This window comes from Micromonospora sp. NBC_01405, from assembly GCF_045040155.1.
Lineage (GTDB): Bacteria > Actinomycetota > Actinomycetes > Mycobacteriales > Micromonosporaceae > Micromonospora.
Genome location: NZ_CP109532.1, coordinates 4,099,138 through 4,117,756, shown reverse-complemented (window position 1 = coordinate 4,117,756; position 18,619 = coordinate 4,099,138). Strand labels below are relative to the sequence as shown.

Here is an 18,619-nt window from a genome sequence, read left to right as displayed (position 1 = left end):
CCGCCCGAACCGGGGCGTTACCGTTTCGTCACCTAACTCCGGTTCGTGCCGGCAGCGGCCACCTTGGCCAGCAGCAACGCCTCGGCGGCGCAGACCCGGGCGAACTCGCCGAGGTGCAGGCTCTCGTTCGGCCCGTGCGCCCGGGCGTGCGGGTCCTCGACGCCGGTCACCAGGATCGCGGCCTGCGGGAACATCTCCTGGAAGGTGGCGATGAACGGGATCGAGCCGCCGATGCCGATGTCCACCGGTTCGGTGCCGTTCCAGGCGGTACGGAAGGCGTCCCGCGCCGCGTCGAACATCGGGCCGGACGCGTCGATCACGCACGGCTCGCCGTCGTGCTCGAACGTCACCGTCACCTGGGCGCCCCACGGCGCGTGCTTCGCGAGGTGCTCCTTCAGCGCCTCGTACGCCCGCTTCGGGTCGTCGCCCGGCGCCAGCCGTACGCTCAGCTTGGCCTTTGCCGCCGGGACCAGGGCGTTCGGGGCTTCGCCGGTGGCCGGGGCGTCGATGCCGAGCACGGCGAGCGCCGGCTTGGTCCACAGCCGGTCGGTGATCCGGCCGGTGCCGATGAACGACACGCCCTCGGCCAGCCCGGCCTCGACCCGGAACCGGTCCTGCGGGTAGTCGACGGTCGCGCCCTCGCGCCCGGCCAACCCGACGACGGCCACGTCACCGGCGTCGTCGTGCAGGGTGGCCAGCAGCCGGGCCAGCGCGGTCAGCGCGTCCGGCACCGCGCCGCCGAACATGCCGCTGTGCACGGCGTGGTCCAGGGTGCGGACCTCGACGAAGCAGTTGACGATGCCGCGCAGCGAGGTGGTCAGCGCCGGCACGCCGATGGCCCAGTTCGCGGAGTCCGCGATCACGATGACGTCCGAGGCGAGCTCGTCGCGGTGCTCGGCGAGCAGCCGCTCCAGCGAGTCCGAGCCGTACTCCTCCTCGCCCTCGATGAACAGCACCACGCCGACCGGGAGCCGGTCGCCGAACGCGCGCAGCGCCGCGATGTGCGCCATGATTCCCGCCTTGTCGTCGGCGGCGCCCCGCCCGTACAGGCGGCCGTCGCGCTCGACCGGCTCGAACGGGTCGGACTCCCACAGCGACAGGTCGCCGACCGGCTGCACGTCGTGATGGGCGTAGAGCAGCACGGTCGGCGCGCCGGACGGGGCGGCCCTCGTCCCGATCACCGCAGGCTGCCCGCCCGAGCGCACGATCCGCACGTCGAGGCCGCAGCCGCGCAGCAGCTCCGCCACGGCCTCGGCCGAGCGTTCCACGTGCGAGTGGTCGAAGCCCTCGAAGGCGACGCCGGGAATACGGACGAGTCGTTCCAGGTCTGCGCGGACGCCGGGCAGTTCCCGCTCGACGGCGGCCCGTACCTCGGCGTCGGACATGATCGGTGATGTCATGACCGGCATCGTATGCCGGCCTTACCTCAACCGGCCGTCCCCGGCCGGCAGGCGGACGTACTCCCGGTCGGGATCGTGCGGCACCGCCGGGGCGCCGTCGACGATCAGGTCCACCGCGTCGGCCGTGGCGTCGGCGGCGAAGTGCGCCCGCTCGCCGGCGTGCCAGCGGCGCAGCTCCGGCAGGATCCCCGGCCCGTCCCGGGCCACCGCCCGGGTCAGCCGCAGCTCGTCGGGCGCGGCGACCAGGACCGACAGCGTCAGCTCGGGCCGGGCCGCGGCCCGTGCCGAGCTCACCCCCTCGACGAGCACCACGGGGGCGGGCGGCACCGGCACCTCGCGGGGCAGGAAGGACCCGCGTACCCAGCTGTACCGCTGGTACCCGCCCGGCCGGCCGGCGCGCAGCGGCGCGAGCACCCGCGCCTCCAGCCGGGGCCAGAAGGTGAGCTGGTCGTCCCAGCCGTCGAGCAGGTCGTCGGTGTGCACCACCGGCGGTCGCCCGCCGCCGGGCAGCGCGGCGAGGGCGTCCGCGAGGCGCGCGGCGAAGACGCTCTTCCCCGCGCCGCTGGGCCCGTCGACCGCCACCAGTCGGGTACGCCCCAACCGCGCCGGCCCGGCCAGCACCCGCCGGCCCAGTTCGGCGTACGTCTCGACGACCGGAACCACCACGGGCCCGACGCTAGCGGTCCGGGGCGCCCCGCCCACGGCGGGTACGTCGTCCGGTCGAACCGAGGCCGTTTCACCGCACGGACCACCCGGGCGGCGGGCATGCTCGTGCCGTGCGCCACAACGTGATGAGCCCGGGCGTCGACGCCCTGCTGGAACAGGCCCGCTCCGGGGTCCGCCGGCTGACCCCGCACGAGACCGTCGAGGCGGTACGCCTCGGCGCGCTGCTCGTCGACACCCGAACCGAGGCGCAGCGCCGGGAACAGGGCGAGCTGCCCGGCGCGGTCGTCATCGACCGGACGGTGCTGGAGTGGCGGCTGGACCCGGCCAGCGACTGGCACGTCCCCGAGGCCACCGGGTACGACCGGGAGATCGTGCTGGTGTGCCGGCAGGGCTACAGCTCCAGCCTGGCCGTGGCCAGCCTGCGGACGCTCGGCCTGCACCGCGCCACCGACATGGTCGGCGGGGTGCAGGCGTGGCGGGAGGCGGGACTGTCGATGTCCGACCACCCCGCCGACGTCCGTTACTGATCCGGCCGTCTTCCGGCGCCGGCGGTCAGGCCGGCTCGGCCACCCGGGCCAGCCAGTCGGCCGCCTCGGTCGGAGCGAGCGTCTCCTCCACGGTCAGCGCCGCGGACATCAGCGGGAACCGCCGGATGTTGTTCCAGCTCCGCTGGTACGGCGGCGGGTCCAGGACCACGACGCGGGCGTCGTCGAAGAGCGGGATGTCCGCCGGCGCGCCCTCGTTCCAGATCCACTTGCCGTGCCCGTCGATGAGGTTGAAGCTGCCGACGACGGTGCCGCCGAACCTGTCCTCGGGGGCGTCGGTGGCCACCTCGACCCAGGACGGGTCGACGGTCAGCCCCTCGATCAGCCCCCGCTCGGCCGGCCCGGCGAGCACTCCGGCCAGCAGGGTGTGCAGCTGGAAGTTGTCGGCGACGCCGTCGATGGTGACCCGCCATCCCCGGCCCGTCGCCCGGTGCAGCACGAGCAGCCGCTCGCCGTCGAGCACCCGCAGCAGCCCGAGGACGCACTCCAGGTCGGGCCGCTCGCCGGCCAGCTCCGCCCCGACCGCGAGCAGCCGCTCCCGGTGCGGGAACGTGGCCCGCACGGCGGCGGACTGCTGCAACAGGGTGATCGCGGGCATGGCCCAGGTGCCGGCCTCGTACCAGCCCTGGACCGCGTCGGAGGCGCGCTGCTCGTCGCCGTACGCCTCGGTCAGCACGCCGATCGCCGCTTCCGTGGTGCCGGGGTCCTCGGGGTCGGGCAGCGCCTCGTCGCCGCGTACCCGCTGCCAGCCGGACCGGAACCGGTGCGCGGCGACGAGGGCGGCGGCGAACCCGTCGGCCACCGGTGCGACCAGCGGGTCGGGACGGGCGCCCAGCTCGACCAGCGCACCGCAGAGGACGGAGAACTGACCCCCGGCCCTCGGGCCGAGCTGCGGCAGCAGCGCCACGCAGCGGGGCAGGACCGCGTCCAGTTCCGCGACGGACGCCTGCTGCGCCACCTCCCAGACCCTCGGCACGGCCCTGGTCATGGCGGTGCCGTCGCGCCCGCGTACGGCCGCCTCGACGGCGGCGATCCGGTCCGCCAGCTTCCCCCTGCGATTGAAGATCATCGGCGCAGCCTAGCGAGCGCACCCGCCCGTCACGGCCCACCATCGGACCCGCGCCGCACCCGGGGCTGCCGGCCTGGGCCTGTCCGGACATGTGCGACACGTCACTTCTCACCGACACCCGGCCCGCACGCCCGCCCACCCGCCCTCCCGCCCGCGCACCCGCCCGCCCCCGCCCCCGCCCGCCCGCCCGCGCAAATTCAGAGAATGTGTTGCCTTTCCGCGCTCCATGACCACACATTCCGTGAATTTGCGCGGGAGGGCGGGTGGGCGGCGCGGGTGGGCGGCGCGGGTGGGCGGCGCGGGTGGCGCGGGAGGGTGGGTGGCGCGGGTGGGCGGGTGGGGTCAGGCGGGGGCGCCGGGTGGGATGAACGGCAGGCCGGCGGGCGGGCCGGACTCGAGCAGCCGCCACAGGGCGTCGGTGTCCAGGTGCTCCTCGACCAGGTCACCGAGCAGGTCCAGAGACCGCTCGCGGGCGGCGGCGAACGCGTTGTCCGGGGCGACCCGGAAGCCGGTACGGCCGGCGAGCCGGGCCGCCTCGGTGAGGAACCGGCGGCGGAACTCGTCGGACTCGAAGGCCCCGTGCCAGTGGGTGCCGCACACCGCGCCGAGCACCGCCCCCTCGCCGGCACCGTCCGCGTACGTCAGCAGGGGCGGCAGCGCCGGGTCGGCCGACGAGACGTACCCGTGGTGGATCTCGTACCCCCGGACCGGGACGCCCGGGTCGGCGGCGGCGGTGCCGGCCGAGGACCGGACGGTCTTGCGCTTCTCGAAGGTGACCTCGACGGGCAGCAGGCCCAGCCCGGGGACGCTGCCGGCGCGGCTCTCCACCGCGTCGTGCACGGCCCGGCCGAGCATCTGGAAGCCGCCGCAGATGCCCAGCAGCGGCTTGCCGGCCGCCGCGTGGGCGAGCACGGCGTCGGCCAGCCCGGTCTGGCGCAGCCAGGCCAGGTCGGCCACGGTGGACTTGGAGCCGGGCAGCACGACCAGGTCGGCGGCGGCCAGCTCGGCGGGCTCCACGGTCAGCCGGACCCGGACGCCGGGCTCGGTGGCGAGCGCCTCGACGTCGGTGGCGTTGCTGATCCGGGGCAGCCGGACGACCGCCACGTCCAGCCAGTCGGTGCCGCGCGGGGCCGCCGGCCGGCCGAGCACCCGGCCGTACGCGAGGGAGTCCTCGGCGTCGAGCCACAGGTCGAGGTGCCAGGGCAGCACCCCGTACGTGGGGCGGCCGGTGACCCGGTGCAGCATGTCCAGCCCCGGCTGGAGCAGGCCGAGGTCGCCCCGGAACTTGTTGATCACGAAGCCGGCGATCAGCGCCTGGTCGGCCGGGTCGAGCAGGGCGACCGTGCCGAACATCGAGGCGAACACCCCGCCCCGGTCGATGTCCCCGACCACGATCGTGGGCAGGTCGGCGTGCCGGGCCAGCCCCATGTTCACGTAGTCGCCGGCCCGCAGGTTGATCTCCGCCGGGCTGCCGGCCCCCTCGCAGACCACCACCTCGTACGCCTCGCGCAGCTCGGCGAGCGCGGCGAACGCCGCCTCGGCGAGCCGGGGCCGCAGGGCGTGGTAGTTGCCGGCGGTGACCGTGTCGACGGCCTCGCCGAGCAGTACCACCTGGCTGGACCGGTCGCTGCCCGGCTTGAGCAGCACCGGGTTGAACCGCAGGTCGGGGGCGATCCCGCTGGCCGTCGCCTGCATCGCCTGGGCCCGGCCGATCTCACCGCCCCGGCCGTCCGGGCCGACCACCACCGCCGAGTTGTTCGACATGTTCTGCGCCTTGAACGGCGCGACCCGCACCCCGCGCCGGTGCAGCCAGCGGCAGATGCCGGCGGTGAGCACGCTCTTGCCCGCGTCGGAGGTCGTCCCCGCGACCAGCAGCCCCCCGCTCACCGGCCCGCCCCCGTCCCGCGCGCCCCGGCGGCCACGGCCCGCCGGCCCGCCCGCGCCAACACGCCGGCCAGCCGGCCGGCGGTGACCGGGTACGCGGCGGCCACGCCGAGCGCGACCAGCCCTACCGCGCCGGAGATCCGCGCCGCCCGCTTCAGGTGCCGCGCCTCCGGGCGGGGCCCGTCGCCCAGGTACGGGCGCACCTCCGACCGCCCGAAGTAGATGTTGCGCCCGCCGAGCCGCACGCCGAGTGCCCCGGCCATCGCCGCCTCGCACTGCCCGGCGTTCGGGCTGGGATGGTCGTTGCGGTCCCGCCGCCAGACCCGCCACGCCCGGCCCCGGTCGCCGTGCGCGGTCGGGGCGACCGCGATCGTGAGCAGCCCGGTCAGCCGGGCCGGGGCGAGATTGAGCACGTCGTCGAGGCGGGCCGCCGGGGTGCCGAACCGGGCGTACCGGGGCGACCGGTGGCCGACCATCGCGTCGAGCGTGTTGGCCGCGCGGTAGCCGAGCAGGCCGGGCAGGCCGGCGACCGCCCCCCACAGCAGCGGCGCCACCACCGCGTCGGAGGTGTTCTCGGCGACCGACTCGACGGTGGCGCGGGCCAGCTCCAGCTCGTCGAGCGTCGAGGGGTCCCGCCCGCACAGGTGCCCCAGGCGGCGACGGGCCGCCGGCAGGTCCCCGCCGCGCAGCGCCCGGCCCATCACCTTCGCCTCGTGGCGCAGCGTGCGCCCGCCGAGCACGGTCCAGGTCGCGGCGGCCATCAGCACGGCCCGGCCGACCGGCCGGTGCCGGGTGGCCACCGTCGCCGCCGCGCCGACCAGCACCGGCACCCCGACGGCGAGGGCGGTGAACACCACCCCGGCGGTACGGTCCGGCCGGTACACGCGCTGTTCCAGCGCCCCGGCCGCCCGGCCGAAGCCGGCCACGGGATGCCACCGCCGGGGGTCGCCGAGGAGGGAGTCCAGGGCGTACCCCGCCACCAGACCTGCCGCGTTAGCCACGGCGACCGACTGCCGCACCTGCCACCACCTCCGGCCGGCCAGCCTAGCCGCGGTGATCGACGAGAACCCGGCACTGGTCGGATTTCCCACGCGCGGCGCCTCCCCCGGGGCGGGGCCACGTCCGCTTTGTCGACCTCGCGCCCGAGTCCAGGTCGGGCCGCCTGATCGACCGCCGCGGCCGGCCGTCACGGGTAACTGATCAGTTCCAGCAACGATCCGTCGGGATCGCGGAAGTAGACGCTCCTGCCGTGGCCGCGCCCGCCGTCGCGGTCGACCGGCCCGGCCGCCACGTCGACGCCGTGCCGCCGGAGATGGTCGAGAATCTCGTCCACCGTGCCGGGCCAGGAGAAACAGAGGTCGCTACCGCCGGGGGCGACAGGAGGACGAGCGACCAGCGCCCCGACATCCAGGCCGGGGCCGTGGACATTGAGCTGCTGGTCGCCGAACCGGTACGCGACCCGGCCGCCGGGATGCCCGACGACCTCTGCACCGAGCACATCCCGGTAGAAGGTCGCCGACCTGTCCCAGTCGCTCACCGCGATCACACAATGATCGATCCTGATTTCCCCACGCACAGCCCGAACGCTAACAGCGCGACAGGTCCGGTGCGCTCGGTCGCCGGTACGGGGGCGAGTTTCCGCCGGTCAGGCCCGCTTGGCGAGCTGGGCGACGAAGGCTCCCCAGGATTCGTGGGAGAACGCCAGGACCGGCCCGCCTCCGTTGTCCTTCGTGTCGCGGACGTAGACCGCCGCCACGAGGTTGTCGGCGACCTCTACGCAAGCCCCGCCGTTGGTCGACGATCTCGACGGCTTCCGCCACTGCGCACCGGTCATGTCCATGTCTTCGCCGCTTCCTTGAGCAAGTCAATAGTCGGCCCGAGCGGCAGCGCTCCCCCACGGACCGCCTCCCATGACAGGCCAAGGCTAGCAATCTCCTCGGGCTGGTCGACGATCTGCGCGCAGAGCTGGTTGTCCACATATCCGGCTCGGGTGCCGTCCGGCAGGTCGGCAAGGATGAACGCGCCCGCGAGGCCCGAGTACATCCCGAGCAAGGCGGGCACGACGTGCAACTGAATGTGTGGCTGCTCGGCGTGGCTGATCAGGTGCTCTAGCTGCTCGCGCATCACATCAGGCCCGCCACAGGCCCGGCGAATGACCATCTCGTCAAGCACGGCGAAGATCTGAGGCGCAGGATCCCGACTCAGCACGGCTTGGCGGTCCATCCGTGCCGCAATGCGCTGATCAAGCTCCGAGGTAGGAACCCGCGATGCTCTGAACGTGGCCCGCACGTAAGCCTCGGTTTGCAGGAGACCCGGCACGAACGAGTGCTCGTACCAGCGGAATGCGGTCGCCTCGCGCTCAATCCCGATCCACTCGCGCAGCCATACCGGAGAGGCTTCACCCTTCACAAGCTCGTCCCAAAGCGTCACAAAGTAGCCGCCGGTGCTCAGTGCTTCGTCGACCGACTCAAGGTAGGGCAGAGTCGGCGGCTTCGCCCCCGTTTCGATTGCGCTCACCTGCGAGTCCGAGCAGAAGACACGCTCTCCGAGTTGTGCCTGCGTCAGCCCGGAGGCGGTCCGGCGACGCCGCAGCTCCCGGATCAGATACTCCGATGGCGAGATTCCCACGGATTCCACACCTTTCCACCGTGCGCCTACGCGTTCCACGTCAGCCCGTGACCGGCCCACACTTTCCGCGATCGGTTGGTAACTGTTCCGAGGGTAGAGGGCCGTCATCCAGGGTGGAACCCAGGACGGCGCGGCCGGTGGAGGTCTCAAACCCGGCGGTTGCGCCCGCCTCGGGGGCCGCCCCGGTCTTCCCCCGTACCGAGCGGCGGCCCCCTTCCACACTCGACGGACAGGGAGAGTCATGTCGCACCGAGGAGGACGTCATCGGACCCGGAGGGGCCGGCACTGCACGTGCCAGGCGTGCCGGGCGCATCGCGCGGCGAAGCCCGAGCGGAAGCCGGAGCAGCAGCCGGAGCAGCAGCCGGAGCCGGACCAGCAGCCGAAGCCGGCGCGTTACGACCCTCCCCTTGTGGGGCCGATGATCCCGCCGCTGCGGGTGCCGCGTAATGGCGTGGCGACCCGGGTCCTCCGGGGACGGGTCGGCCAGTTCCGGACGCTGGGCGAGGGGCTGCGCGGGAACGGCGGGTGGCGGTGATGGACGTACGCGAACCGGACCTGGCCGACCACTGCGCCGCTGGGCCCGGCTGGCGGTGCGAGGCGTGCGGCGAGGAGTTCCCGTGTTCGACCTGGCGGGGACTGCCGCTGGACCGGCACCTGCGCGGCGCGCTGCTGTCGTGCTTCACGTTGCTGCTCGGCCAGGCGGTCCGGGACCTGCGCGGCCATCCGCACGGCCCGACGCCGCCGCAGATCGTACGGCGCTTCCTCTGGTTCATGCCCCTCTCCGACGACGAGGCGCGAGCCGTCGCCCTGCGGGTGCGCTGATGACTCGCGTCACCCGCCCGCACCTGCCCGTCCGCCCGGTCTGGCTGTGCCGCCGTTGCGGCCATCCCTGGCCCTGCGGCGACGCCCGGCTCTCCCTGCTGGTCGAGTACCGGGGCAACCGCCTCGGCCTGCTGATCTACCTAGCCGCGCTGAAGCTGGAGGCGGCCGAACACCTGACCCGGCTCAACCCCGACTCACCCCCGGGCAACCTCACCGACCGCTTCCTGTCCTGGGCACGGGCACGCGGGTAGCCCACCGCCGACCCCCGCCCCGTACCGTTCCTTCCCCCTGTGGGAGAACCGGAACCGGGGCGGGCCTCTCCTCGGCGGCGGATCGGGACGGACGACGCTCGACGGGCTGCCCCGTGCCAGCCCGTCGCGCGCCCCGACCGATCGTCAGGCGGACACCGGGACCCGTCCACGGCCCCGCCGGCCCCGGCGGTCGGGTGTCACCCCGCCCGGCTCCCCGCCGGGCGGTTCCGGGTCGTCGTGACCACCCTGGCCCGACAGGCCGACCTCGCCGGCCACGGCGGGTGCCTCGCCGTCGGGCAGCGGGGACAGGTCGTCCCCGCTGTCTACGCCCAGCTCCGTCAACTCGTCGTCGTCGGCGGCGGGGTCGGCCCGGTCGTCGAAGGGATCTTCCGCCAGGTCCTCGAAGTCGGGGCCGCCGGCCGGCTCCCGCCCGGCGCGCGGGGCGTCGAACGATCCCCGGGCCGGGTCGAAGCCGCCCGGCTCGAAGTCCTCGTCGAAGGGACGGTCGGCCGGCAAGGCGGGCGCCTGCTCCCGCGGGACCCGCTCGGTCGGCTCCCCGTGCACCCGGGCCTCCGCCTCGGCGTCCTCAACGGTGCTGGTGGCCATGGTCGGACGGTTGCGCAGGAACCGCCCCCGCCCCCGTGCCAGGTCGTGCCCGACCGCGACCGCCTCCAACTCGTAGAGGGTGCGGTGGTTGCCGGCCTCGTCGGTCCAGTCCCGGGTGTAGAGGCGGCCGGCAACCACGACCGGGTCGCCGACCATCACCGAGGAGGCGACCCCCTCGGCCAGCTTGCGCCAGCAGTTGACGCGGACCCGAAGGCTGTTGCCGTCGACCCAACGGCCGCTGTCCCGGTCGAGCCGGCGGGCGGTGGAGGCGACCTTGAAGTTGGCCACCAGGGTGTTGCTCTGGGCGGTGCGCCGCCACTCGGGTGCGGTTAAGACATTTCCAACAAGCGTGACGTAAGTGTCGAACATCGTCCCTCCAGGGGAGAACCGGGACTTGCCATGGCGAGTCGACTCACCACCGAGCCTGGCCGTCCCGGCCGCCCGCCGCCATCGGCCGGTCGCCACCTGTGGACAATGAGGCGGCCTGTGGACGACGACCCGATCAAGGTCCCGATGTGCTATGCCCCCGGTGGAGTCAACGCCTCGGCCGGCGGCCGGTCGCCGACTCGCCTGGAGCCGGGGCGTTTCCGGACGGACCGTGACTGGGTACAGCAGTGATCAAGCGAGCACCACCGACGGCACGCCCGCCCGCCCACAACAGGCGGCATGTCGTCCGATCAGAAGGGCTGGGAAGATGGCTTTCTGCCGACTCCGTACGACCGGTTCCGTCCGCACCGAGGGCGAGGCCCGCCGATGAGCGCCGTGGCGAACCCCGCGACCGTGGGTGAGTGTCTGCGGGTCGGTGCCGGGTTCTCCCAGGGCGACCGGAACTGGATCGCCACGCAGTTCGCCACCCTCGACGCCCGGCTGGCCGGCTTCCACGCCGACGCCACCGAGCTGGAGGTGTCGGTGAAGGATCGGGAGGCCCGGGGGCAGAAGGTCACCCTGGAGTGCTGGATCGCCGGCCGACAGAAGATCGTCACCACCTCGTCGGAGGAGGACCTGCACGCCGCGCTCAACGACGTGCGGGACGACCTGCGTCGCCGGCTCAACGATTCCAAGACCAAGCAGGAGCCCCGGCACAACAAGCACCTGCGCGACACCGGTCAGGTCGGGGCGAGCCTGGACGAGGTGGACCTCGACGTCGACGCGCTCCGGGTCGACGCCGAGAGGGCTTGATCAGGACCTGAGCAGGACCGGCGGGAGGGTGGGCTTCGCCCCATCCTCCCGCTTCGGGGCTACCGCCGGGTAGGTTCCCGGCGTACCGTCGCGGTCGTGGAACCGGACGTGCTGGGGCCGCCGTACGAGCGGCAGACGATCGACCTGGGCACCGACGACGAGGGACCGGTCGTCGCGACCCTGGTCCGCCGACGGGCCGACCGCCCCACCGGCCGGGCCGTGCTGTACGTGCACGGCTACGTCGACTACTTCTTCCAGACCCACGTGGCCGACTTCTACGCCGAGCGGGGCTGGGACTTCTACGCCCTCGACCTGCGCAAATATGGTCGCAGCCTGCTGCCGCACCAGACGCCGAACTTCTGCCGCGACCTCGGCGACTACTTCCCCGAGCTGGACGCCGCCGCGAAGATCATCCGTGACGACGACGGCCACGACACCCTGCTCACCATGGGCCACTCCACCGGCGGCCTGATCATCTCGCTCTGGGCGCACGCCCGCCGCGACGCCGGCATCGTCGACGGGCTCGTCCTCAACAGCCCCTTCTTCGACATCAACGCCCCCTGGTTGGTGCGCAGACCCCTCGCGGCCGCCGTCTCCCGCCTGGCCCGCCGGGCGCCGCACCGCGTCGTCCCCGCCGGCGTCGGCAACGTGTACGGCGAAAGCCTGCACACCGAGCGACGCGGCGAGTGGACGTACGACCTGGCGTGGAAGCCGCTCGCCGGGTTCCCGGTCCGGGCCGGCTGGCTCGCTGCCGTCCGCGCCGGCCAGCGGCAGCTCCGCGCCGGCCTCGACATCCAGGTGCCGGTGCTGCTGGCCTGCTCCACCCGCAGCTTCCGGGGCACGAAGTGGCACGACTCGGCGGCGCTCGCCGACGCCGTCCTGGACGTGGAGCACATGGTCCGTTGGGCGCCCCGCCTCGGCCGGCACGTGACCTTGGCCCGCTTCGACGGCGGCATGCACGACCTGACCCTCTCCGGCCCCGCCGTACGCGAGAAGGTCTTCGCCGAGGTGGGCCGGTGGGCGGAGGCGTTCCTCGGCGCCGGCCCTACCCCCTCGGTGCCCACCAGCCGTGAACCGGCCGAGCAGGGAGCGGGCACGGCGGCTGAGCAGCGACCGGGCACGACCGGGCAGGGCCGGGAGGCGACCGCGCCGAGCTGACCGGGGCCAAACTGGGGTGCCCCACGCAGGCGGATCATGCGACGCTGGGCGGGTGCGGCGGCCCGCCCCGTCGCACCCGCCCCGGCAGGTGCGGCGGTACCCTCTTGGCGCAACACCCACGACGCGCGCCCGTAGCTCAGCGGATAGAGCAGGGGACTTCTAATCCCAAGGCCGCAGGTTCGAATCCTGCCGGGCGCACAGCACTTTCTCTCAGCCGGTCAAGCCGCGTGGTGCGAGCGAGTTAGGTCAGCCACGTGGTGAGTCGCGGGTGGCGTCCGGGTGAAATTGATCGATGTAGACGCCCCTCGAGTGTGGACAGCAAGGCGGGCATGACCGCCCCGGAAGATCATCGGAATTCTCGGCCGGGCGCTAGGGCGCTGGTCCGGTCAACCGCATGACACCACCTGCCGCGTTTTCGTACCGACAGCCGGGGGCTAGGGGCCGCACCCTTGCCCCCGGCTGACGGTTAGGCAGATCCCCGTCAGGGAGGCTGGACTGTCTGGCGACTGCCCGGCGAGAAGATCCTTTCGATGCGTCCTCACTCAGCGTGAAGCTCGCCTTCCAGCAGCCCCATCATGACCATGTCATGCCACCTGCCATCGCGGCGAAACGATTCACGAGCCCTACCCTCTTCGACGAAGCCGACCTTCTTGTAGATGTGGATCGCCCGAGCATTTTCGTCCGCGACCCACAGCGTGATGCGGTGCAGGCGCATCTTGTCGAATCCGTATCGACAGGTCAGACGAGTAGCTTCGGTGCCGTAACCGCGTCCCCAGCAGTCCTTCTCGCCGATGTAGATGTCCAACTCGGCCTCGCCCGTCTCGGGCGTCGCATCGCCGAGCTTCACAAGGCCAATCAGTCGCTTCTCCGTCAGCGTCTCGATCCCGAAGAGCACCTGATCGTACGAGTTCCGCTCACGCTGCTCGGACCGTGCAGTCACCTGAGCCAGGGACTCCGGGTATCCGTCGTCCAGCCAACGCATGACTTCTGGGTCATTGTTCCAGCGCCACAGGGCTTCTGCGTCGTCCGGCTCCATCGGCCGTAACCGAACGAGATCTCCAGCGAGCATGTGTTACTCCATTCGATGTTGGAAGCGTGTCAGCAAGCACTCCAACAGAGCTGCCATCGGGCGCACAACGAGTTTTCGACCCTGCGCCACTCCCGCTAAACGACCATCCACGTGCAGGCGCGAAGTGCAGGTCGTCAAGGAAGCCAGGAACGCCAGAGCAACGGGTTGTGCAGCTCAACGGCCGCCTGCGGGCTCAGCCGCCGTGCGGGCCGGACGGTCCGGGCCCGGGGATCGCCGCGAGCGCCTCTCGGCACGCCCCGGCCACCGCCCGGGAGACGGCGGCGCAGTCCCGGGGCGCGCACCGCTCGGCGATGCGGCGGGCCAGCACGTCGAGGTACGGGGCGAGCGCCCCGGCCGTCGAGTCACGCCCGATCTCCGAGGCCGGTACGACGACGTTGACGGTGAGCCGCCGCCGGACGGCCGAGTACCGGAGATTGTGCACCCCGCCGTCGCCCTCGGCGCTCGTGATCGATCCGCCCAGGGTGAGGAAGATGTCGACCTCGTCGAGGCCGTCGATCACGATCCGCCCGAACGACTCCTTCAGCGCCCGGCGCAGCACGACCGCCTCCGCCAGTGCCCGTTCGGGACCGCCGTGGCGGAATCTGATCGCGACTCTCACGGCACCATCATCCTGTACAGGCCGGCCACACCATCGTCCGGCCAACGGGACGACCGGATGAGAAGCCCTGCCCGCTCCGGGCCGGGCCGGAGCCGCCCGACCATCAGGTGACGGCGAGGAACGCGGCCAGGTCCAGTCCGCCGACGGTCTGTCCGCCGCTGTGCTCTCCGTTGACCCGGAACCCGAGCCGCAGGTAGAACTCCTCCGGCCCGTCGTCGCCCGGCTCCCAGGTCGTGTAGACCCGGGTCTCCCCGCGCCGCCGCGCCTCCTCGGCCACGGAACGGACGGCGAAGCGCCCGTACCCGCGCCCCTGCTTCTCGGCGGCGATGTTCAGCCGCCACAGCCCGGACCGCAGGTCGGTCGGGGTGTCCTCCTACCGACCACCGCCCCGCCCCACTCACCCCCGGTGATCAAGAGATCCCGTCGCCCCCTACGACGATCCCGATGCCGAGGCCGTCGCGACGGTCGACCTGCGGGTGGGCCGGCTGCACGGCAGCTTCCGGCTGACCGACCGGGCCACCCGGGCGCTCGCCGAGGCGCTGGGCCGGTGGACCGACCCGGACGACGCCGGTCGGTGCGGCAGCACGGTCGCGCACCACGCGGCGCGGATCGCCGACCGACCCGACTGACTCCGCCGCAGACCGGATGGCCGCGTTCTCAGGCGGCGGGGGTACGCCGGGCGGGCCGGTCCAGCGCGGCGGCCTCCTCCAGGCTCGGCGCGGTGCCGCCGAGGTGCGCCGGCAGCCACCAGGTGTCGTCGGGGCCGGCCGGGGAGTCCGGGTACTCCCGCTGGGCCCGGTCGACCAGGGCGGTCAGCCGGATCTTCAGCTCGGCGCTCATCGCGTTCACGTCGGGGTACCCGGCCGGGTCGATCGGCTCCCCGACGAGGATGGTGATCGGGGTGTGCCGGCGGGTGAGGGTGCGCGGCCGACCCTTCGTCCAGAGCCGCTGGGTGCCCCAGAGCGCGACCGGCAGCAGCGGCACGCCGGCCTCCTGCGCCATCCGGGCCGCCCCGTTCTTGAGGTCCTTCACCGTGAACGACCGGCTGATCGTGGCCTCCGGGAAGAGGCCCACGATCTCGCCGCTGCGCAGCGCGTCCACCGCCGCGCTGTACGAGCCGGCGCCGGCCCGCCGGTTCACCGGGATGTGCTTCATGCCGCGCATCAGCGGGCCGGAGATCTTGTGCGCGAACACCTCGTGCTTGGCCATGAACCGGACCAGGCGGCGGGACTCGTGCGCCCCGTACCCGCAGAAGATGAAGTCCAGGTAACTCACGTGGTTGCTGGCCATGACCGCGCCGCCGGTGCGGGGGACGTGGTGCTTGCCCTCGACGGTCAGGCGTAGGTCGAGAACCCGGAACATCGTCTTGGCGGCGGTGATCACGGGCGGGTACACGAGTTCCGGCATCCGGCGACTTTACCCTGCTGGAGGCCGGAGTATGTCAGGGCCGCGCGCCGCCTCCCACGGCGGACGGCTGGCCAGTTCTGCCCTCGGCCGAGCGCTCTGGCGCCCCGGGGCACGGCGGCCGCACGATGGCGACATGACGGAACGCGGGGTGCTCCTCTGGATCCACGGCGGCGGTTGGCGGGCCCGGTCGAGCGAGGACGGCGCGGCCCTGACCCGGCACGGGCTGCGGGTGCTCCCGGCCGCATACCGGTTCGTCGCCGAGGCGCGCTGGCCGGCCCAGCTCGACGACGTACGGGCGGCGGCGCGGGCGGCCCAGGACCGGGCGGGCGGCCTGCCGCTGCTGGTCGGGGGCGACTCGGCCGGCGCGATGCTGGCCCTGCACCTCGCCCTGCGCGGAGTGGACCGGCCCGACGACGTGGCCGGCGCGCTGGCGTACTGGCCGCCGGTGGACCCGCTGGCCACGGACTGGCGGCGGCTGCGCGGCGACGACGACCCGTGGGCGGGGCTGCTCGGGCACCGGCCCGCCCCGGGTGACCCGGCCACCCTGGACGTCACCGTCGCCACCCACGTCGGCAACGGGGTCCCGGTGCTGCTGGTGCAGGGGACGGCCGACGCGGCCGTGCCGGCGAGCCAGTCGGTCGGCCTGGCCGCCGCGCTGCTGGCCGCCGGGCACCCGGTGCACGCCTGGCTGACCCACGGCGGCCACTCCCTGGACCTGGACCGCCCCGACATCCACGCCACGACCGCGACCTTCCTCGACACCGTCCTGCCGCCGCCCGCCTCCGCAAAAACACGGAATTAGTGCCCTCGGGCGTCGTCCAAGGCCACTGATTCCGTGTTTTTGCGGAGCGGAAGCGGGTTTGTGGGAGGGCGCTGCGGGTCAGGTGGAGAGTTGGTGCAGGTTCAGGCGGCCGCGGGCGAAGGCGTCTACCCGGCCCCAGCGGCCCGGGATGTCCAGCACCTCGATCCGCCCCATGCCGATCGGCAGGCGCGGCTCGACCGACAGGTGTCCCCCGTGCGGCTCGATGCCCAACATGGTGCGCAGCAGCAGCATCGGGGTGCCGGTCGACCAGGCCTGCGGGCTGCACGCCGTCGGATACTCGACGGGGAACTTGGTCAGCTCCCGGTGGTACCCGCCGAACGCCTCGGGCAGCCGCCCGTCGAAGTAGCTGGCGGCGGCGAGGATGCCGTCGGCGATGGTCGCGGCCTCCTCCGCGAAGCCGTACCGGCGCAGCCCCCAGGCGATGAACGAGTTGTCGAACGGCCAGATCGTGCCGTTGTGGTAGCCGATCGGGTTGTACCGGGCCTCCCCCTCGGCCAGCGTCCGCACGCCCCAGCCGGAGAACAGCCGCGGCCCGACCAGGTGCTCGGCGAGTTTCTCGGCCCGGTCGTGGTCGACGATGCCGCTCCACAGCAGGTGGCCGATGTTCGAGCTGAGCACGTCCGCCGGCCGTCCGTCCGGGTCCAGGGCGAGGGCGAAGTACTCCCCGTCCTCCACCCACCAGTCGCGGTTGAAGCGCTCCTTGAGCTGCGCCGCCTCCCGCTCCAACTGCTCGGCGAACGCCGGGTCGTCCCAGAACTCGCGCGCCATCCGGGCGGCCCGAATTTTCGCGTCGTACGCGTACCCCTGCACCTCGCAGGTGGCCCGGGGGAACGGCGGCAGCGTGCCGTCACGGTACGAGATGGAGTCCCAGGAGTCCTTCCAGCACTGGTTCTCCAGGCCGGTGTCGGTGTTGCGCCGCTCGTACCAGATGTAGCCGTTGCCGACCAGGTCGGCGTAGTTGTCGATCCACCTCAGCGCCGCCCGGGACTCCTGCTCCAGCTCCTTGACCAGCGCGACGTCCCCGGTCCACCGCTCGTACTCGTCGAGCAGCACCACGAACAGCGGCGTCGCGTCCACCGAGCCGTAGTACGGCGAGTGCGGCTGCTCCTCGAACGCGGCAGTCTCGCCGTAGCGCAGCTCGTGCAGGATCCGCCCCGGGTCCTCGTCCCGGAAGTCGTCGAACCGGGTGCCCTGCAACGATCCGAGGAGGCGCAGCGTGGTCCGGGACAGCTCCGGGGCGAACGGCATGGCCTGTAGGCAGGTCAGGATGCTGTCCCGACCGAACATCGTCATGAACCAGGGCAGCCCGGCCGCGGGCAGCGTCTGCCCGCCGAGCGACAGCGGCGAGAAGCGCAGCGCCGCCAGGTCGATCAGGCTTCGCCGGTACGTACGGGCCAGGTGCTCGCACTCGGAGTTCACCTTCGGCGCGGCGGCGACCCACTCCTCCAGGTCGCGCTGGGGGGTCAGCCGCTCGCGGCTGGGCACCTGCAGCTCCATCCGCAGGTTCTGACCGGCCGAACCGAGCACGAGCGTCTGCACGTCGATGTCCGTGCTCCACTGCGCGTTCGGCTCCAGGTGGACGCTGTACGCGAAGCCGTTGCGGTCGTACCGGGCGGTCTGCGACGAGGAGATCACCGTCTCCCGCCGGAAGTTGCCCCGCCGGTAGCCCAGCCGCAGCCGGTTCTCCTCGGCCTCCGCGTAGGTCTCGCCCTTCTTGTTCAGGATCTCGTCCTTGACCTGGAACAGGTCGGCGAAGTCGGCCCCGGCGTCCATCCTGATCTCCAGGTCGACGGCCTTCTCGTCGTGGTTGAGGATGGTCAGCTGCTCGTGGAAGCTGCCGCCGACGGTCCGCTCGCGGATGATCGACAACTTGGCGTCGACGTAGTGCGTCGGCATCCCCGGCACCAGGAAGAACCGCGCCTCGTAGTACTGGAGGTCGTCGTAGGAGAGCGCGTTGAGCCGCTCGCCGTTGATTGTCAGCACCCAGCGGGACAGGAACCGGGTGTCGAGGGAGAACAGCCCGGTCGGCTCGGAGGGCGTCGCCTCGATGTCGCCGGTGTCCTCCGACACCACGAAGGTGCTGCCGTCGAGGATCCGGACCGTGTTGGCCTGCGCCATCAGTACACCTCCCGGTGGAAGACCCGATGCGGCTCCCGACTTCCCGGGGGGTTGGGGAAGAGCCGATCCACCTGCACCACCAGCCGGACGTCACCGGTCACCGTCATGTCACCGCGAATCAGCGCCGCGAGGCCGTTCTCCCGGCCGGTGGCGAGACCTTCGAACAGCTCCGGGGTGGTTCCGACGACCGCGTTGGCCTCCCGGGCCTCCTGGCTCACCCGGAGCCGCCCCCGGTCGATCATCAGCAGCCAGTGCCTGGTCTGCGGCCCCTCGTTCAGGTCGAAACGCAGGGTTCCGGAAATCTTGGTCAGCAGGGGCTCGTAACCCCGCCGGTCCAGGTCCTCGAAGAACCTGGTGGTCGCGTCCAGCATCGGG

At 72.8% G+C, this 18,619-nt stretch carries 21 protein-coding genes, 1 tRNA gene and 2 pseudogenes; 9 read left to right on the top strand and 15 right to left on the bottom strand.

From position 1 onward, the window contains the following. Positions 1-32: 32 nt before the first annotated feature. Together OG559_RS17925 and OG559_RS17920 are read right to left on the bottom strand one after the other, a co-directional pair. Positions 33-1,385 (bottom strand): dipeptidase, encoded by a 1,353-nt coding sequence (locus tag OG559_RS17925; RefSeq protein WP_405116748.1) that lies wholly within the window; start codon positions 1,383-1,385, stop codon positions 33-35. After that, a pseudogene (locus OG559_RS17920) lies at positions 1,378-2,102 on the bottom strand (uridine kinase); the annotation flags it as partial. The gene OG559_RS17925 and the pseudogene OG559_RS17920, both read right to left, overlap by 8 nt. 89 nt (positions 2,103-2,191) lie before the next feature. Here OG559_RS17920 and OG559_RS17915 point away from each other — a divergent pair. Then, positions 2,192-2,593 (top strand): rhodanese-like domain-containing protein, encoded by a 402-nt coding sequence (locus tag OG559_RS17915; RefSeq protein ID WP_396670720.1) that lies wholly within the window; start codon positions 2,192-2,194, stop codon positions 2,591-2,593. A 25-nt stretch (positions 2,594-2,618) separates the two neighbouring features. Here the strand turns inward: OG559_RS17915 and OG559_RS17910 are convergent, their stop codons facing one another. The 6 genes from OG559_RS17910 to OG559_RS17885 form a co-directional block, all read right to left on the bottom strand. Then, positions 2,619-3,680, bottom strand: coding sequence for a hypothetical protein (locus OG559_RS17910; RefSeq protein ID WP_405105227.1), 1,062 nt, complete (start codon positions 3,678-3,680; stop codon positions 2,619-2,621). A 342-nt stretch (positions 3,681-4,022) separates the two neighbouring features. Beyond that, on the bottom strand, positions 4,023-5,567 hold the full coding sequence (locus OG559_RS17905) for a cobyric acid synthase (RefSeq protein ID WP_405105225.1): 1,545 nt from the start codon (positions 5,565-5,567) through the stop codon (positions 4,023-4,025). Continuing rightward, entirely contained in the window at positions 5,564-6,583 is a 1,020-nt protein-coding gene (locus OG559_RS17900) for a cobalamin biosynthesis protein (protein ID WP_405105223.1), read from the bottom strand. Before OG559_RS17900 ends, OG559_RS17905 begins: the two co-directional genes overlap by 4 nt. 167 nt (positions 6,584-6,750) lie before the next feature. Further along, complete coding sequence (locus OG559_RS17895; protein ID WP_405105221.1) at positions 6,751-7,140, bottom strand: VOC family protein; 390 nt, start codon at positions 7,138-7,140, stop codon at positions 6,751-6,753. Between the two features lie 69 nt (positions 7,141-7,209). Then, positions 7,210-7,404, bottom strand: coding sequence for a DUF397 domain-containing protein (locus tag OG559_RS17890; RefSeq protein ID WP_405105219.1), 195 nt, complete (start codon positions 7,402-7,404; stop codon positions 7,210-7,212). Further along, entirely contained in the window at positions 7,395-8,192 is a 798-nt protein-coding gene (locus OG559_RS17885; RefSeq protein ID WP_405105217.1) for a helix-turn-helix domain-containing protein, read from the bottom strand. Before OG559_RS17885 ends, OG559_RS17890 begins: the two co-directional genes overlap by 10 nt. 409 nt (positions 8,193-8,601) lie before the next feature. Between OG559_RS17885 and OG559_RS17880 the strand changes: the two genes are divergently transcribed. The 3 genes from OG559_RS17880 to OG559_RS17870 are packed head-to-tail and all read left to right on the top strand — an operon-like array spanning position 8,602 to position 9,265. Next, positions 8,602-8,727, top strand: coding sequence for a hypothetical protein (locus OG559_RS17880; protein ID WP_405105215.1), 126 nt, complete (start codon positions 8,602-8,604; stop codon positions 8,725-8,727). Next, a complete protein-coding gene (locus OG559_RS17875; RefSeq protein ID WP_405105213.1) occupies positions 8,727-9,014 on the top strand; it encodes a hypothetical protein in 288 nt (95 codons plus the stop codon). The genes OG559_RS17880 and OG559_RS17875 overlap by 1 nt, the downstream gene beginning before the upstream one ends. Then, on the top strand, positions 9,014-9,265 hold the full coding sequence (locus tag OG559_RS17870) for a flavin reductase (RefSeq protein WP_405105211.1): 252 nt from the start codon (positions 9,014-9,016) through the stop codon (positions 9,263-9,265). Before OG559_RS17875 ends, OG559_RS17870 begins: the two co-directional genes overlap by 1 nt. A gap of 144 nt (positions 9,266-9,409) precedes the next feature. Here the strand turns inward: OG559_RS17870 and ssb are convergent, their stop codons facing one another. Continuing rightward, positions 9,410-10,240: a single-stranded DNA-binding protein gene (ssb, locus tag OG559_RS17865; RefSeq protein ID WP_405105209.1), complete on the bottom strand. Its 831-nt coding sequence runs from the start codon at positions 10,238-10,240 to the stop codon at positions 9,410-9,412. Positions 10,241-10,624: 384 nt separating this feature from the next. Between ssb and OG559_RS17860 the strand changes: the two genes are divergently transcribed. The 3 genes from OG559_RS17860 to OG559_RS17850 all read left to right on the top strand — a co-directional run bounded on the left by OG559_RS17860 (position 10,625) and on the right by OG559_RS17850 (position 12,406). Beyond that, a complete protein-coding gene (locus tag OG559_RS17860) occupies positions 10,625-11,050 on the top strand; it encodes an HPF/RaiA family ribosome-associated protein (protein ID WP_405105207.1) in 426 nt (141 codons plus the stop codon). 96 nt (positions 11,051-11,146) lie between these two features. Continuing rightward, positions 11,147-12,208, top strand: coding sequence for an alpha/beta hydrolase (locus tag OG559_RS17855; protein ID WP_405105205.1), 1,062 nt, complete (start codon positions 11,147-11,149; stop codon positions 12,206-12,208). 125 nt (positions 12,209-12,333) lie between these two features. Next, positions 12,334-12,406 (top strand) — tRNA-Arg (locus tag OG559_RS17850). Positions 12,407-12,746: 340 nt separating this feature from the next. On the opposite strand, the gene OG559_RS17845 is transcribed toward OG559_RS17850, so the two are convergent. From OG559_RS17845 to OG559_RS17835, 3 genes and pseudogenes are all read right to left on the bottom strand, one after another. Further along, a complete protein-coding gene (locus tag OG559_RS17845) occupies positions 12,747-13,244 on the bottom strand; it encodes a GNAT family N-acetyltransferase (RefSeq protein WP_405105203.1) in 498 nt (165 codons plus the stop codon). 226 nt (positions 13,245-13,470) lie between these two features. Continuing rightward, positions 13,471-13,896 (bottom strand): Imm12 family immunity protein, encoded by a 426-nt coding sequence (locus OG559_RS17840; protein WP_405105201.1) that lies wholly within the window; start codon positions 13,894-13,896, stop codon positions 13,471-13,473. A 103-nt stretch (positions 13,897-13,999) separates the two neighbouring features. Then, positions 14,000-14,254 (bottom strand): annotated as a pseudogene (locus OG559_RS17835) (GNAT family N-acetyltransferase); the annotation flags it as partial. Between the two features lie 118 nt (positions 14,255-14,372). Here OG559_RS17835 and OG559_RS17830 point away from each other — a divergent pair. Then, positions 14,373-14,525, top strand: coding sequence for a hypothetical protein (locus tag OG559_RS17830; protein ID WP_405105199.1), 153 nt, complete (start codon positions 14,373-14,375; stop codon positions 14,523-14,525). 28 nt (positions 14,526-14,553) lie between these two features. Here the strand turns inward: OG559_RS17830 and OG559_RS17825 are convergent, their stop codons facing one another. After that, on the bottom strand, positions 14,554-15,303 hold the full coding sequence (locus OG559_RS17825) for a lysophospholipid acyltransferase family protein (RefSeq protein ID WP_405105197.1): 750 nt from the start codon (positions 15,301-15,303) through the stop codon (positions 14,554-14,556). A 133-nt stretch (positions 15,304-15,436) separates the two neighbouring features. Here OG559_RS17825 and OG559_RS17820 point away from each other — a divergent pair, with 133 nt between their 5' ends. Further along, positions 15,437-16,105, top strand: a complete 669-nt coding sequence (locus tag OG559_RS17820) for an alpha/beta hydrolase fold domain-containing protein (protein ID WP_405105195.1) — start codon at positions 15,437-15,439, stop codon at positions 16,103-16,105. A 78-nt stretch (positions 16,106-16,183) separates the two neighbouring features. Here the strand turns inward: OG559_RS17820 and OG559_RS17815 are convergent, their stop codons facing one another. Both OG559_RS17815 and OG559_RS17810 read right to left on the bottom strand, forming a co-directional pair. Next, positions 16,184-18,244: a glycogen debranching N-terminal domain-containing protein gene (locus tag OG559_RS17815; RefSeq protein ID WP_405105193.1), complete on the bottom strand. Its 2,061-nt coding sequence runs from the start codon at positions 18,242-18,244 to the stop codon at positions 16,184-16,186. After that, positions 18,244-18,615 (bottom strand): SCP2 sterol-binding domain-containing protein, encoded by a 372-nt coding sequence (locus OG559_RS17810; protein WP_405105191.1) that lies wholly within the window; start codon positions 18,613-18,615, stop codon positions 18,244-18,246. The genes OG559_RS17815 and OG559_RS17810 overlap by 1 nt, the downstream gene beginning before the upstream one ends. Between the last annotated feature and the right edge of the window lie 4 nt (positions 18,616-18,619).